Source organism: Bacillus sp. JJ1474 (assembly GCF_036965225.1).
Taxonomy (GTDB): domain Bacteria; phylum Bacillota; class Bacilli; order Bacillales; family Cytobacillaceae; genus Cytobacillus.
In genome coordinates, this window is record NZ_JBALPC010000119.1 from 4109 (window position 1) to 20097 (window position 15989).

Genomic DNA, 15989 nt, shown 5'->3' on the forward strand with positions numbered 1-15989 from the left:
TTAAGAAGCTCCTGTGCAACATATTTTGTTAAATCGACAACTCTGCAAGAGTAGCCCCATTCATTGTCATACCATGCTAAAACCTTTACTTTATTCGTTCCAATGACCATTGTGGATAACCCATCAATGATAGCAGAATGCGGATTTGTGTTAAAGTCGATTGAAACTAATGGCTCATCCGTAATATCTAAAATACCGCTTAGAGCGCCTTCGGAAGCTTGTTCAAATGCTGCATTGACCTGATCAACAGTTACATCGGACTTAAGATCCACTACAAGGTCAACTAGAGAAACGTTTGGTGTTGGAACACGTAAAGCCATTCCATGAAGCTTGCCTTTTAAATGAGGAAGCACTAATGTTAACGCTTTAGCTGCACCTGTTGATGTTGGAATAATAGATTGTGCACAAGCACGGGCACGGCGTAAATCCTTATGTGGATTGTCTATATTGTTCTGGTCGTTCGTATAAGCATGAACCGTAGTCATTAGTCCATTTTCAATGCCAAATTGTTCGTCAAGTACTTTCGCAACCGGCGCTAAGCAGTTAGTTGTACAAGAAGCATTTGAAATAATATCATGCTCTGCAATGTTTAAAGCTTCTTCGTTCACACCCATTACAATTGTAACGTCTTCATTTTTTCCTGGAGCTGTTAAAATAACCTTCTTAGCACCAGCTTCTAAATGAAGTGCTGCTTTATCACGAGAGTTAAATTTACCAGTTGCTTCAATGACAATATCAATATTTAATTCTTTCCAAGGAAGCTCCTGCGGGTTACGGTTGCTTAATAATTGTACACGCTTACCATTTACAATAAGAGCGCCGTCTTCCGGAATAACTTCCCCTTCAAATCGGCCATGATTTGTGTCATACTTAATTAAGTGTGCCAATGTTTCAGCTGGATAGCTTGCATTTACTGCAACCACATCAAGTTTATCATCAAGAATGGCTTTTCTAAATACCATTCGTCCAATTCTTCCAAAACCGTTAATTGCAATTTTCGCTTTCATTTTACGGCCCCTTCCGCATAAGTGTTATACTTTATATCGTATTCATATGTAATTAGTATAACATATTAGTAGACGTTTGTAATGATTAAAGTGTGGAAAATAAATGTTTTATAATTCTGATTAATCAACCTATTGCTCTTGATTAACAATTGCAAACAAAAAGAGCCCTTAAGGCTCCTACATAGCATTCCATTTTTTCAATATTTCTATAAGCTGCTGCTCTGTTTCCGCTATAGTACCATTATTATTTATAACTTCATCAGCAAGCTGAACCTTATCCTTAAGCGGCATTTGTGAGTTAATTCTTGCCATCGCCTCTTCTTTAGTGAGATGATTACGATTCATTAACCGTTCTAATTGAACATCTTCATCCACAAATACTAAAATGGTTTTGTCAACCATATAGGTCAGCTTGCTTTCGAATAATAACGGAATGTCGAGAATTACTAGTTTTTCACCGTCTGCAATGGCATTGTCTTTCTTCAACAACATTCTTTTTCTAACTGCAGGATGAACAATACTGTTAAGTTTCTGACGCTGCTGTTCATCATGAAAAATGATAGATCCTAGTTTTCCTCTGTCAATCGACCCGTCTTCAAGCAGGACTTGATCCCCAAAATAGGCAATGATCTCATTATAGGCTTCTTCTCCATTTTCGACAGCTAAGCGTGCTTCTACATCTGCATCAATGACTAATGCTCCTTTTTCAATTAAGATGGAGGAAACTGTGCTCTTTCCACTTGCGATTCCTCCAGTCAGGCCGACAACTATAGACATCTCATTTCCCTTTCTTACGTTATATTTTCCAAATCCCAATTAGTATTAATAGTATCCCCGGTATAAAGGAAAATTTCTGTACCCAATCACTTTTGGAGAAAACGGACCCCACTTTTAGGCCCATATATACAAACAGTGAACTCATGACAGCCACTGTCAGAGCTAAATAATATGGGGAAAACCCCAGCATAGCTGCGCCAATCCCAGCACCGAATGCATCAAGGGATAGCGCAAGTCCAAGCATTAATGCTTCAATCCCTGTTATAGTGCCCGATTTATCAAAATCCGCAGACATTGGCTTTTGCAAAATTTGTATAACAACACCAAGCGATTTAATTTCAAAATTGACAATCGTTTTTTCATGGGGAAGTGCATCCTTGGACTTTCCTGAACGGAAAAATTGAATAAGCACCCACACTCCAAGGCAAATAAGAATGATTCCCCCAACACTTTCCGCGAAAGCAGGTGAAAAAAAGCCAATAATGAAGCGACCGATTGTCATGGCAATCACTAATGCGATTGCTGAACAGCAAGCAATGATTCCAATTGATTTCAATGGGATGCTCATTTTTCGTAATCCATAAGTTAATCCTACACTAAAGCTATCTAGACTAACAGCAAATGCTAGTAAAAAAAGTGATATTGTATGCATCATTTGGATAGGACTCCTCCCTCGTATCAACACGTAACCTGTTGCTACCTGTCAAACGCTAAGATAGTATATGGGAGAAGCCTATCCATTGTTATTGAAAAACTTTTTAAGCACTTGAGAACGAAAAACTCGCCTGAAATGGCGAGTTTAACATTATTTTTTTTGGCATGAAGGACAGAATACAGTTCCACGTCCGCCGGAAATAATTCTTTCAAGCTGACTGCCGCAAACTTTGCAGTCTTCTCCTTTCCTGCCATAAACTAAAAGCTCGAGCTGAAACATACCAATTTGACCTTGGGAGTTAATGTACGAACGGATCGTACTTCCCCCTTTGTCAACAGCTTCAGACAATGTAGCTATTATTTCTTTATGAAGTCTTGTTAATTCAGAATTGGTTATAGTGTCAGCATGTCTCTCCGGATGGATCTGCGCCCGGAATAGTGCTTCATCAACATAAATATTACCGAGACCAACCACCACCTTTTGATCTAGGAGAACAGCTTTAATATTCCTTTTCGTCTTTGAAAGTTTCTCAGCTAATTCTTCCTTTGTAAAACCATCAGAAAAGGGTTCTGGACCTAATTGAGAAAGAGGAAGACGATTAAATTCTTCACCTTTTAAATATAGATGCATCGTACCAAATTTCCGTACATCCTTATAGCGAAGTTCTGAACCATCTGTGAAATGGAAAATAACATGAGTATGCTTATCCACTTCATCAGTCTGCTGAAAAAGCCCATATTTTCCTTCCATTCGCAAATGGGAAATGAGCGCAAAATCCTGAGTATAAAGAATAAGAAATTTTCCTCTTCTGCCGGTACCGGTAAACTTCTGCCCAACTAATGCATCTTTAAATTGCGATACTTCCTCAGGATGCTTTACAATTTTCGGCCAGAAAACTGAAACATGGTCAATCGTCTTGTTCATAATTAATTCATCCAACGTACGGCGGATCGTTTCCACCTCTGGCAATTCAGGCATCGAACCACCTCCTATTGTCTAGTTCCAGCACTTCCGCTTTTCTATTTGTCTAGCTCCAGCGCCTACCCCCTCGAGGTCACAAGCCAATCCTTCCAGAAAGGTAAAGAACACCTTTCCGAAAGGCTCGTCTTGTGCTTGTCGGGGGTGAACAAGGCACTTCCGCTTTTCTATTTCGCGTCAAACCATGTAGGCCCATAGGCGTAATCAACCTTTAATGGAACTTTTAATTGAATGGCATTTTCCATTACATCAGGGACGACTTTCTTTAACTGTTCAATTTCATCCTCTGGTGCTTCAAAGATTAATTCATCGTGAACCTGAAGCAAGAGCCGTGAATTCAGTTTTTCTTGTTTTAAACGATTGGCCATATCAATCATTGCCTTCTTAATAATGTCGGCAGCACTTCCTTGTATCGGTGTGTTCATCGCAGTGCGTTCTGCAAAGCTTCGGAGGTTAAAATTTCGGTTCGTAATTTCTGGCAAGTATCTCCTGCGATGCAGCAGAGTGGATACATAGCCTTTTTGTTTAGCATCATAAACAATATCTTCCATATATTGTTTAACACCTGGATAGCTCTCTAAATATCGATTAATGAATTGACCTGCTTCTTTTCGTGTAATTCCTAGACTTTGAGAGAGCCCATAATCACTAATGCCGTACACAATTCCAAAGTTAACTGCTTTTGCATGGCGGCGCATATTCGAAGTAACTTCATCTTCAGTTACATGAAAGACCTCCATTGCGGTCTTTGTATGAATATCCATATCTTGATTAAATGCATCAATCAGCTTCTCATCACCAGCAATATGAGCAAGTACTCTTAGCTCGATCTGCGAATAATCAGCAGCAAAGATCAGCCAGTTCTTTTCAGAAGGAATAAATGCTTGGCGAATTCTTCTCCCTTCCTCCAGTCGAATAGGGATATTCTGAAGATTAGGATCTGTTGAACTTAATCTTCCAGTTTGAGTAAGAGCCTGATTGAACCTTGTGTGAACCTTCTCATTTTCTTTATTCACAATTTTTAATAAGCCCTCAATATACGTAGACTGAAGCTTTGCAAGCTGGCGATAAAGGAGTATTTCCTTAATAATATCATGATCCTGCTCAAGCTTTTCAAGGACATCAGCAGAAGTTGAGTAACCTGTTTTTGTCTTTTTAAAGACAGGAAGACCTAATTTATCAAATAAAATAACTCCCAGCTGTTTAGGGGAATTAATATTAAATTTTTCTCCGGCTAATTCATGAATACGCACTTCAATATCAACTAGCTTTGATAAAATCTCATCGCCCATTGCCTGTAAACGCTCAAGATCCATTTTGATACCTGTCGATTCCATATCAGCTAAAATTAGAGAAAGCGGCAATTCTAGGTCATAGAATAATCCATCCTGCTGATTTTCTTTAAGCTCCTGATCCAGCTTATCGTTCAAAGATAGTAGGGCATCAGCCTTTCTAGATAGATGCTCCGCAAGCTTCCGCTCCTCAGGGATGATTCGCTTTGCACCTTTCCCATAAAAAGCATCATCTGATTGAATGGATGTATATCCATGTGTTTTTGCAACAGAACTCACATCTTCAATCGTTTCAGATGGATTGATTAAGTAGGCAGCAATAAGTAAGTCAAATGTAATCCCTGATAAATGGATTCCATGATGACGCAGGGAAACTTCAGATCTTTTTCCATCGTAGACGATTTTCTCTTTACTTTTGTCCTCAGCCCATTGTTTAAAAATCGGAGATGCGATAGCCTTCTCAGCTGAAATAAAGAATATTCCTTTTTCATTTCCTACCGAAAATCCAATAATATCAGCATAATGGTAATTATCTTCTAATATTTCTACATAAAAAGAATTTATGTCAGAAAAAATTTCCTCTGTTACCTCTTCAACGATCGTAAACTCTATTTCCTCTAAATCTTCTTCTTCAACACCGTCAAAGTCACCGAGCTTGTCTAATAAAGAGTTAAAGCCAAGCTCTTTATAGATTCTGATAACCTCGTCTTTTTCAAATCCCTCATATTCAATTTCATTTAGCTGTACGTCTACCGGGGCTTCTCTTGTAATCGTAGCGAGCTCTTTACTCATTATTGCCTGGTCTTTAAATTCCTCTAGCTTTTCCTGCAGTTTTTTCCCGCTTACTTTATCGATTGATTCTAGAAGGTTTTCCAATGTTCCATGCTCTTTTAATAATTTCAAAGCTGTTTTTTCCCCGACTCCCGGAACTCCAGGAATATTATCGGAGCTATCTCCCATTAATCCTTTCATATCGATAATTCTTTCTGGTGTGATTCCATACTTATCAGCAATATGAGCAGGGGTGTATTCCTCTATGTCAGTAATTCCTTTTCGGGTAATGGCTACTGTTGTTTTCTCTGAGCTTAGCTGGGTTAAGTCTTTGTCTCCTGAAATCACCTTTACTTCAAAGTCATCCTTCTCTGCGTGAAGTGAAAGTGTTCCGATAATATCATCTGCTTCATAGTTTTCCAGTTCATATCTTGGAATCTGATAGGCATCCAGCAGCTCTCGAATGAACGGAAATTGCTCTGATAATTCGGGTGGCGTCTTTTGTCTTCCTCCCTTATATTCACTAAACGTCTTATGACGAAAGGTTGTTTTTCCTGCATCAAATGCAACAAGAATATGGGTAGGTTTTTCATCCTCCAGAATTTTTGATAACATCATCGTAAAGCCATAAACTGCATTTGTATGTATGCCTTTATCATTATTCAGCAGCGGCAAAGCAAAAAAAGCCCGATAAGCAATGCTATTTCCATCAATCAACACTAATTTTTTCTTCAAGTATATTCCACCTCTTTTTCACCATTAACATAGCATTCCATTAAAAAACCGTTATTTCCTTTCTTCATTTTACCATGAGCAAACGAAGAAAGAAAAATAACGGTTTTTAATCAATTTCGGCTCGGCGAAATTGCGCCCAGATTTTTATCGAGCTGGCTCGATAATTCCCCCTAAAAATCTGAGGCATCCGCCGGAGGCTTAACTTCATTCAGCCGGGGTTTGAATCCCCACTGAAATAGATACCTTTTTTCATTCTTCTCCCATTTATAGAAGTGGTAGATGAATGCTGAATGAAGTTAATTAATTCGTGTAGCCCATTAATAGTCGGGCGTATGGTGAATCTGACGGCAGAACGATAACCGTTTCGCCATTAATAGTCTTTTTATAGGATTCTAATGTTCTGTATAAGGAGTAGAAGCTAGGATCCTTTGAAAATGCCTCATTATAAATTTTCGCAGCTCCTGATTCCCCATCAGCTCTAATTTCCTCTGCATCCGCCTGTGCTTTTGCCAAAAGCTCTCTTACTTGTTTATCCGTATCGGCAATAATCCGATTTTTATTGGCATCCCCTTTAGATAAGTATTCCTGTGCTGTTGATTCACGTTCAGATATCATTCTCGTATATACAGACTGTTCGTTTTCAGCCGGTAGATCGGTACGTTTCATTCGCACATCTGTGACGACAATACCGTAATTATCCTTTGCCAGAAGCTCGTTTACCTTTTCCGTAATTCGATCATTTAATGACCCACGGGAGGATTTCTCATCATTAATAATCTCTTCGTAGTTTAGCTGCCCAAGCTCTGTACGTGTAGTGGAATAAATAAATTCCTCCATTCTTGTTTCAGCACTTTCAAGCGTTCTCGCATTGGCAATCATCTTCTTCGGATCTTCAATTCGCCAAACAGCATAGTTATCTATAATAATCCGCTTTTTATCTTTTGTATTAATTTCAGCTTCTGATACATCATACGTTAGCTGATATTTTGGCAGCGTAGAAACACTTTGGATAAATGGAATTTTATAGCTTAAACCAGGCTCACTTTCAATTCTAACAACTTCACCAAATTGGCGAATCACTTTATACTCTCCCTCTTTTACAATAAAGAGGTTGCTGAGAATGATTCCAATTATAATTAGCAGAATTACTAAGAAAATACCACTTTTAATATAGTTTCGCCATTGGGTGTTTTTTCCGCCGCGCTCATTAATATTAATTACATTATTATCACTCATTGTTTATTTTCACTTCCTTCCTCTGTTTGTACAGGCTGTTCTTTCTCAAGAGGCCTGATTGGGAAGTATTTCAATGTGTTTCCATCATCGTTCATAATATAAATTTCTGCATCTGGAAGAACCTGTTCAAGTGTTTCAATAACAAGTCGTTCTCTAGTAATGTCTGGATTATTCTTATATTCTGCGTAAATTTTATTGAAAACAGCTACATCCCCTCTTGCTCTTTCAAGTCGTGCTGCTTTTTCCCCTTCAGCTTTATAGATTAATGCATCCTTCTCACCTTGTGCTTCATTCATTCTTTTATTTACATACTTTTTTGCTTCGTTTTCTTTAGTATTGGCAGTTTCTCTGGCATCCGTCACATTTGTAAATGCCTTCCGAACTTCATCATTCGGAAGCTCTACATCTTGAAGCTTTACAGCCAAAATGGATAAACCAATATCATATTTTTCAATTAAAGAGCTTAATAAATCCCTTACATCGGCTTCAATTTTTGCCTTCCCAGATGTTAAAGCATCATCAATTTTGGAGTTTCCAATAATACTTCTTAAAGAAGCCGAGGTAGCATCATATAGAATTTCTTCGGGATTACTAGAATTGTATAGGAATTTTTCTGGATCGGTAATTTTCCACTGCACTACAAGATCAGCGAGGACGATGTTTTCATCCCCTGTAATCATTTTTGTCTCTTCTGGAAAGTCCTTCATTTGGCCGTCTTTTTCTTCAAATCCAAATTGAAGACTGAATGTTTCTTTTGAAACTTTCTCTACGCTTTGAATTGGCCATGGCAATTTGAAATGGAGACCTGGTTCTGTAATTCCTTCCTCAACCTTTCCAAAAGTTAAAATCACAGCCTGATCAGATTCATCCACCGTATACCAAGTAGTCAAGGCGGTGATGCCCAAAATAATAATTAGCAGTACAAGGCCAGTTACTGTATATATTCTTTTTAAGCTGACCATACTCTCTCCCCTTCCTGTTACAGGTTCTTTACAATTAATACGTTTCATTAGCCTAAAGGTTTCATAAAATTGCAAAAAAGACGAAAGCGGGGTTTGCTTTCGTCTTTTTCATTTTCCTTTGGATGAAGGGGTTCTTCATACATGATTCTATCAAGCAATTATTAAGCTAACATTTGCTAATTGTTAAGAACATGTAAAATAACCATTCACTTCATCCATCAGTAGCCTTTAGGAAGATTTTTATTCAGTTCAATAAAAAAGGTTGTCCCTTCCCCTATCTTACTTTCAACCGAAACATTTCCTTTATGCGCTTCGACTAAATGCTTGACGATAGCTAACCCTAAGCCTGTTCCGCCGGAATTTCGGCTGCGGGCTTTATCTACACGATAGAATCGCTCAAATATTCGAGGGATTTCTTCCTTCGAAATTCCGATACCTGTGTCCGCTACTTTAATGAAAACCTTCGATTGAGATTCTTTTAATGATATTGAAACACTTCCGCCATTTGGCGTATAAGTAACAGCATTATTGATTAAATTCAAGAAAATTTGTTTGAGCCGGTCTGCATCACCCTCGATGAGGATTGGATCATTTTCTTTCTCGATCATTAAGCTAATTTCTCTTTCTGCAGCTTTTTGGTCTAAAATCGCTATTACTTCTTCAAGAGTATCTGCAATATTGTATGACTGAATAGACAGATTAAAATTTTGCTGCTCAATCTTCGATAAATCTAATAAATCGTGAACAAGAGACTGTAGTCGGTCGCTCTCCTGCAGAATAATTTTCAAAAACGCTTCTAAAGATTGTTTATCCTCCATTGCTCCATCTAAAAGTGTTTCCGAAAAACCTTTAATCGATGTAATGGGTGTTTTCAATTCATGTGAAACATTTGCAACAAAGTCCTTCCTCACTTGCTCAAGCTTCTTAATATCTGTAATATCATGAAAAACTAAAAGGACACCCTTCCACACATCATTCGTTCCGATAATTGGCACTCCATAAACCTCAAAATGCCTCCGTCCACTTCCTAATGGAATAATAATTTGCTTCTTTACTTTCTCTTCAGTCATAAATATTTCTTCTATAAGAGAAACAATTTCGCCATACTCTATTACTTCATAATAAAGCTTATTCATATACTCAATGGGATTTACATTAAAAATTTCTTTATATGTACGGTTAAGCATACTGATAAATCCTTTGCTATCAATCAATATCAATCCGCTTCCCATATTTTCTATAAGAGCTGAAAGCCGGTCCTGCTGCATTTCTTGAGTTTTTCTCATATCTTGCAAATTTCTTGCCAGCACATTAATCGATGCACTTAGCATACCGGTTTCGTTATTATGGTCTTCATAAGTACGAGCACGGTAATTCCCCTTCGCTAGCTCAATCGCTGTTTTCGTTGCGGCCTCAATAGGTTTTGTATATCTTGTTGTCATTCTTGATCCTAATAATAATATGACAATAAATGAAATGCTCAGAATGATCGTTAACAGCTTCCATATCTGTTTATAAGCATTATTTATTTCAGTCATATGGGTACTTAGAAAAATATAGCCTTCTTTTTTGCCTGATAGCGAGACTGGATGCCAATAATAATGTAAATCGTACACTCCAGTATCTTTAATTAAGTGATGGCTCATATCCTTATAAGCAATCATTTCATGAATAATCGATTGATGCTTTTGATTACTCAAATAATCCTTTAATGGGTCGCTATCATGAATGATTGCACCAGACATATCAACAACAGTTACTCGTGCATCAAGCATTTTGCTGTAATTATTGATTTCTTCCTTATTAATCGATTGAATACCGCCTTCATCTTCAATAAAGTTCGATAACAATACACTTTCCTTTTTCAGCCGCTCATCAAAAGCATTCAAGTAATAGCTTTTAAAAAGCTGTCCTAATAGGACACCAAGTCCAATTAATACAGCAAATATTAATGTAATTAAACCAAACAGAAGCCGTGAGCGAAATTTGGCCATTCTCATTTAGGCTCCTCAAGCTTATATCCTAATCCGCGAATAGTTTTGATATAAATGGGCTTTTTCGTATCAGCCTCGATCTTTTCTCTTAAATGACTTATATGGACATCCACAATCCGAGTGTCCCCAGCAAAGTCATAGTTCCATACCGCGCTTAATAGCTGATCTCTTGTTAATACACGTCCCTTATTCTTCGCTAAATATAAGAGGAGTTCAAATTCCTTCGGAGTTAATTCAAGTAGCTCATCTTCAAAATAGGCTTCATATTGATCAGGGAAAATCTTTAAGCCTACAATTTGGATATACTCTAATTCATCTGCAGCATCTTCCATAGCCTCTGACAACATCTGCGTCCTTCTCAAAATAGCCTTGACCCTAGCTACAACTTCTCTCGGACTAAAGGGTTTTGTCATATAATCATCTGCCCCTAACTCCAGCCCTAAAACTTTATCAAATTCATCATCCTTAGCAGTCAGCATTAAAATGGGTGTCATGACCTTTTCTTGGCGAAGTTCCTTACATACCTCAATCCCATCCATTTTTGGAAGCATAAGATCAAGTACAATTAAATCAGTCTTTTCTGAGATGGCAAGATTCTTTCCTGTTTCTCCATCCATGGCAGTGATGACTTCATACCCTGCCTGTTTAAGATTGTACTCCAATAAAGTGAGAATGGACTGTTCATCATCAACTACTAATATTTTCTTACCCATGCTAACCTCCGTTTAAATCGGTATTCCCCTTAAATAACGTGATAAAAACCCCTTACCTCATCCTATTACTAATATATACTGACAGCGAAAATGTAACAAGAGTGACAAACATTTCAATATTCTGAGGAAAAGAAAAAGACATACGTCTACCATATGTCTTTTCGAAGAATCATTAGAAATTTTCAAGTGTGTCGCCGTCCATTGCTTGAATACGATGAGGCGGGCATACAAGTAATGTTCCATTAATGACCATTTCATCATCTTCATTTGTGCCTTGTACCTTAATTTGAATGGTATGACTGCTTTTACTAACTTCCGTGACCTCAAAAAGAAACTGGATAGTTCCATAGTGAAAAACAGGTTTAACATAATCAATTTCTTGCTTTAATATATGAGATCCCGGGCCAGGCAAATATTTAGAAATGGCTGAATTTATGATGCCATTCAACATAATGCTTGGAACAATTGGCTTTTTATATGGTGTTTGTGATGCATAGTCATGCTGAATATAAAGTGGGTTAGCGTCATTCGTAAGACCTAAATAGAGGAGTAAATCCTTATCCTCAATTTTTTCTGTTAAGGTTAATTTTTCCCCTACATTTATTTCTGCAATTTTCCTTCCAAGTTTTCGCTTTTTCCCAAGTAACAATTTTGGGCACCTCCATCTTTATGTAAACGTTTCCAACTATTTATCTGATTACTGTTAAATTATTTTGTTTATTAAAACATTATACCACCTTTATCCATCATGATAAAGTTCCAATAGGAGGGCCAAATTTTTAGTTTTTAAAAAATTCGGAGGGCATCCCTCCGAATTTTCCATTGTATGATTATGCCAAAACATCCATCACGCTGCGTACAGCTTCAGCAGACTTATCAAGCGCTGACTTTTCATCTGCAGTAAGCTCAAGCTCGATTACTTTCTCAATTCCGTTAGCTCCAAGGATAGTCGGTACTCCTAGGTAGATTCCTTCATAACCATACTCACCCTCCAGGTAAGCAATTGACGGAAGAACACGACGCTGGTCTTTAAGTATAGCTTCACACATTTCAACAAGAGAAGCTGCAGGTGCATAATAAGCACTGCCATTACCAAGAAGATTAACGATTTCTCCGCCGCCTTTACGAGTACGTTCTACAATCGCATCTAAACGGTCTTGTGGAATTAATGTTTCTAGAGGGATTCCTCCAGCATAAGAATAACGCACTAATGGAACCATATCGTCTCCATGTCCGCCAAGAACAAAACCAGTAATATCTTTAACGGAAAGATTTAACTCTTGTGCAATAAACGTACGGAAACGAGCTGTATCAAGAACACCTGATTGCCCGATTACACGATTTTTAGGGAAACCTGTTTCTTTAAAAATGGTATAAGTCATTGCATCTACAGGGTTTGTTAACACAACTATAAAGCAGTTAGGCGAGTATTTCACAATTTCCTGTGCTACACTCTTCATAATCTTTTGGTTTGTTTGTACTAAATCATCCCTGCTCATTCCTGGCTTACGTGCAATACCAGCTGTTACTACAACGATATCAGTATCAGCTGTTTCTTCATAGTTTGAAGTTCCAGTAATATTTGCATCAAAGCCTTGAACTGGACTTGCTTCAAGCATGTCTAAAGCTTTACCTTTTGTAGGGTTTTCCATTTGTGGAATATCAACTAATACTACATCTCCAAGCTCTTTTTGGGCAAGTAAAAATGCAGTTGTTGCCCCAGTAAATCCACTGCCAATTACGGAAATCTTTTTGCGTTTTAAAGACATTAGAGTTCCTCCCTTGGAATGTTCAGGTATTTTAAATATGTAAAAAGGAGGCTGCAACTAGACGGGACCAAGTGCTTACTAGCCTTTGAACCTTCATGAACAGCCTCCATTATATATATATTACTCCATATTTTTAATTAATTCATCCCCAAATTCAGAACATTTAACTTCTGTTGCACCTTCCATTAAGCGAGCAAAATCGTAAGTAACAACTTTAGATTCAATAGTCTTTTCCATTGATTTTACGATCATATTTGCTGCTTCGTTCCATCCTAAGTGTTCTAACATTAATACACCAGACAGAATAACAGATGAAGGATTCACTTTGTCTAAGCCCGCATACTTGGGAGCAGTTCCGTGTGTTGCTTCGAAGATGGCGTGTCCAGTTACATAGTTAATGTTTGCTCCTGGAGCGATTCCAATGCCCCCAACTTGAGCAGCAAGTGCATCAGAAATATAATCACCATTTAGGTTCATTGTAGCAACTACATCAAATTCTTTTGGTCGTGTAAGGATTTGCTGTAAGAAAATGTCAGCGATAGCATCTTTAACGATAATCTTACCAGCAGCTTCTGCATCTGCCTGAGCTTTGTTAGCAGCTTCAGTGCCTTCAGCATCCTTAATACGATCATATTGAGCCCAAGTGAATACTTTATCCCCGTATTCTCTTTCAGCAAGCTCATAACCCCAGTTTTTAAAGGCACCTTCAGTAAATTTCATAATATTACCTTTATGTACTAGCGTTAATGATTTACGTCCCTCTTTAATAGCATACTCAATTGCAGCACGCACTAAACGGCTCGTTCCTTCTTCAGAAACTGGTTTAATTCCAATTCCAGATGTCTCAGGGAAACGGATTTTATTTACTCCTAGTTCATTTTGAAGGAAGGAAACTAATTTCTTTACTTCATCTGAACCATTTGCGTATTCAATTCCCGCATAGATATCTTCAGTATTTTCACGGAAGATTACCATATCTGTGTCTTGTGGGCGTTTAACAGGTGAAGGAACACCTTCAAACCAGCGAACTGGACGCAAGCATACGAAAAGGTCTAATTCTTGGCGCAGCGCTACGTTTAAGGAACGGATACCTCCGCCAATTGGAGTCGTTAATGGACCTTTAATTGCAATTAAATAATCGTTAATGACATCTAGAGTTTCAGATGGAAGCCATTCGCCTGTTTGATTAAAAGCCTTTTCTCCCGCTAATACTTCTTTCCAGACAATTTTACGCTCGCCATTATATGCTTTCTCCACAGCAGCGTCTAATACTCTTGAAGATGAAGCCCAAATGTCTGGACCTGTTCCATCTCCTTCGATAAAAGGAACTACTGGATTATTTGGTACATTTAATACACCATTACTTACCGTGATTTTTTCACCTTGCATGATTATTCCCTCCATTTTTTGAAAAGCATTGACATATCCCTATGGCAATTCACAATCTAGGGTGTCAAACCTATCTATCAGAATCAAAGGTTAGATGGCTTTGAGCCCCTAACCTTTATCTGCTCTATTTATTACAGAATTTTTCCAATTTGAAAATATTCCTGTATTTCTCACATTATTTTTCTGTCACCCAAAGCTTATCCTCTTTGCTTGATTGGAACATATTTCTGCATGCCGGGACCAGTATAATCTGCACGCGGACGGATTAATCGGTTGTTATCATATTGTTCTAAAATATGAGCCAGCCAGCCTGACACACGGCTTACTGCAAAGATTGGTGTAAATAAATCATGATCAATACCTAAGCTATGGTATACAGAAGCAGAATAGAAATCAACATTTGGCGGAAGATTCTTCTCACCCGTTACGATATTTTCAATTTTTGTAGACATTTCAAACCAATGCGGTTCACCTGTCAGTTCTGTTAATTTCTTAGACATGTCTCTTAAATGCTTAGCACGCGGATCGCCTTTGCGATAAACGCGATGTCCAAAGCCCATAATTTTTTCTTTCTTTTCAAGCTTGCCGCGAACATATGGTTCAACGTTTTCAAGTGTACTAATTTCAGTTAACATTTTCATAACTGCTTCGTTGGCCCCACCGTGTAATGGTCCTTTTAAAGCCCCGATTGCGGCTGTAACACCTGAATAAACATCCGATAATGTCGCCACACAAACACGTGCAGTAAATGTTGAAGCGTTCAACTCGTGGTCTGCATGAAGAACAAGTGCCTTATCAAAAGCTTCAATGGCAATGGCTTCAGGCTCTTTTCCTGATAACATATATAAGAAGTTTGCAGCAAAGCCAAGATCTTTTCTTGGTGCAATTGGGTCAAGACCTTTTCTAATTCTTGAAAATGCTGTAACGATTGCAGGCATTTTTGCTTGCAGACGAATAGCTTTGTTATAATTAGATTCTTTATCCATCAAGTCGGCTTCTTCATCGTATAATCCTAAAAGAGAAACAGCTGTACGTAAAGCAGCCATCGGGTGTACTTGATCAATCGGATACATTTTAAAATGCTCTAATACTTCCTTTGGCAATTCCATATTTTCTGCTAATTGATTTTTTAAATCCTCTAATTGTGATTGATTCGGAAGCTTTCTATGCCAAAGCAAATATATCACTTCTTCAAAGCTTGCATTTTCAGCTAAATCATCAATGTCATATCCTACATATGTTAATGTATCATCAATGATAGAACTAATTGATGATGTTGTAGCAACTACCCCTTCAAGACCGCGTGTAACTGTCATACTGACTCTCTCCTTTACATAATAAGATTTCCCCATACCCTTTTGTCTGTTTATCATGTTCTAAGCTAAATCCTTATGACTTTTTAATCAGGTACATCTGATATATGGGCAACAACTTCACCCTTTTAAGTCGACAAATGTCGAACTACAGACCAGTTAAAATTGATAAAAAGGCAACCTATTAAATCTCTTATTCCTTGAATGGAATTAATCAATATCACATAATCGATTCGAGCGAGTGCTCGGTAAACAACTAGAATGAAAATGCTTACATTTCCATTCTATAATAAATATATAGAAATAATAGTAGAAATATAAATATATTTTTACTTTTATTTCTTAAAGGACTTTGTAAAAGGTTGCATTTTCATGTCCTATTATAAACAATTATCTGA

Annotated in this window: 13 protein-coding genes; all 13 read right to left on the reverse strand. The window is 37.7% G+C overall.

The window, feature by feature from the left end:
- The coding region (locus tag V7164_RS15555; RefSeq protein WP_335354530.1) for a glyceraldehyde-3-phosphate dehydrogenase at positions 1–1007 on the reverse strand (1007 nt) is incomplete at its 3' end.
- A gap of 177 nt (positions 1008–1184) precedes the next feature.
- Complete coding sequence (gene coaE, locus V7164_RS15560) at positions 1185–1784, reverse strand: dephospho-CoA kinase (RefSeq protein ID WP_335354531.1); 600 nt, start codon at positions 1782–1784, stop codon at positions 1185–1187.
- Between the two features lie 19 nt (positions 1785–1803).
- Positions 1804–2439 carry a sporulation membrane protein YtaF gene (gene ytaF / locus V7164_RS15565; RefSeq protein ID WP_335343849.1) on the reverse strand — a complete coding sequence of 212 codons (636 nt, stop codon included), beginning with the start codon at positions 2437–2439 and terminating at the stop codon, positions 1804–1806.
- A gap of 150 nt (positions 2440–2589) precedes the next feature.
- Positions 2590–3417, reverse strand: a complete 828-nt coding sequence (gene mutM, locus V7164_RS15570; RefSeq protein WP_335354532.1) for a DNA-formamidopyrimidine glycosylase — start codon at positions 3415–3417, stop codon at positions 2590–2592.
- 167 nt (positions 3418–3584) lie between these two features.
- Positions 3585–6215 (reverse strand): DNA polymerase I, encoded by a 2631-nt coding sequence (gene polA, locus V7164_RS15575; RefSeq protein ID WP_335354533.1) that lies wholly within the window; start codon positions 6213–6215, stop codon positions 3585–3587.
- 300 nt (positions 6216–6515) lie between these two features.
- Positions 6516–7451 carry a protease modulator HflC gene (gene hflC / locus V7164_RS15580; RefSeq protein WP_335343852.1) on the reverse strand — a complete coding sequence of 312 codons (936 nt, stop codon included), beginning with the start codon at positions 7449–7451 and terminating at the stop codon, positions 6516–6518.
- On the reverse strand, positions 7448–8413 hold the full coding sequence (hflK, locus tag V7164_RS15585) for an FtsH protease activity modulator HflK (RefSeq protein WP_335343853.1): 966 nt from the start codon (positions 8411–8413) through the stop codon (positions 7448–7450). The genes hflC and hflK overlap by 4 nt, the downstream gene beginning before the upstream one ends.
- Before the next feature lie 218 nt (positions 8414–8631).
- Positions 8632–10407, reverse strand: coding sequence for a two-component system histidine kinase PnpS (pnpS, locus tag V7164_RS15590; RefSeq protein WP_335343854.1), 1776 nt, complete (start codon positions 10405–10407; stop codon positions 8632–8634).
- A gap of 2 nt (positions 10408–10409) precedes the next feature.
- On the reverse strand, positions 10410–11120 hold the full coding sequence (locus tag V7164_RS15595) for a response regulator transcription factor (RefSeq protein WP_335343855.1): 711 nt from the start codon (positions 11118–11120) through the stop codon (positions 10410–10412).
- Between the two features lie 172 nt (positions 11121–11292).
- On the reverse strand, positions 11293–11769 hold the full coding sequence (locus tag V7164_RS15600; RefSeq protein WP_335343856.1) for a MaoC/PaaZ C-terminal domain-containing protein: 477 nt from the start codon (positions 11767–11769) through the stop codon (positions 11293–11295).
- A gap of 181 nt (positions 11770–11950) precedes the next feature.
- Positions 11951–12889, reverse strand: a complete 939-nt coding sequence (gene mdh, locus V7164_RS15605; protein ID WP_335354534.1) for a malate dehydrogenase — start codon at positions 12887–12889, stop codon at positions 11951–11953.
- A gap of 120 nt (positions 12890–13009) precedes the next feature.
- Complete coding sequence (gene icd, locus V7164_RS15610; RefSeq protein ID WP_335343868.1) at positions 13010–14281, reverse strand: NADP-dependent isocitrate dehydrogenase; 1272 nt, start codon at positions 14279–14281, stop codon at positions 13010–13012.
- Positions 14282–14475: 194 nt separating this feature from the next.
- Positions 14476–15594 carry a citrate synthase gene (citZ, locus tag V7164_RS15615; RefSeq protein WP_335343858.1) on the reverse strand — a complete coding sequence of 373 codons (1119 nt, stop codon included), beginning with the start codon at positions 15592–15594 and terminating at the stop codon, positions 14476–14478.
- Between the last annotated feature and the right edge of the window lie 395 nt (positions 15595–15989).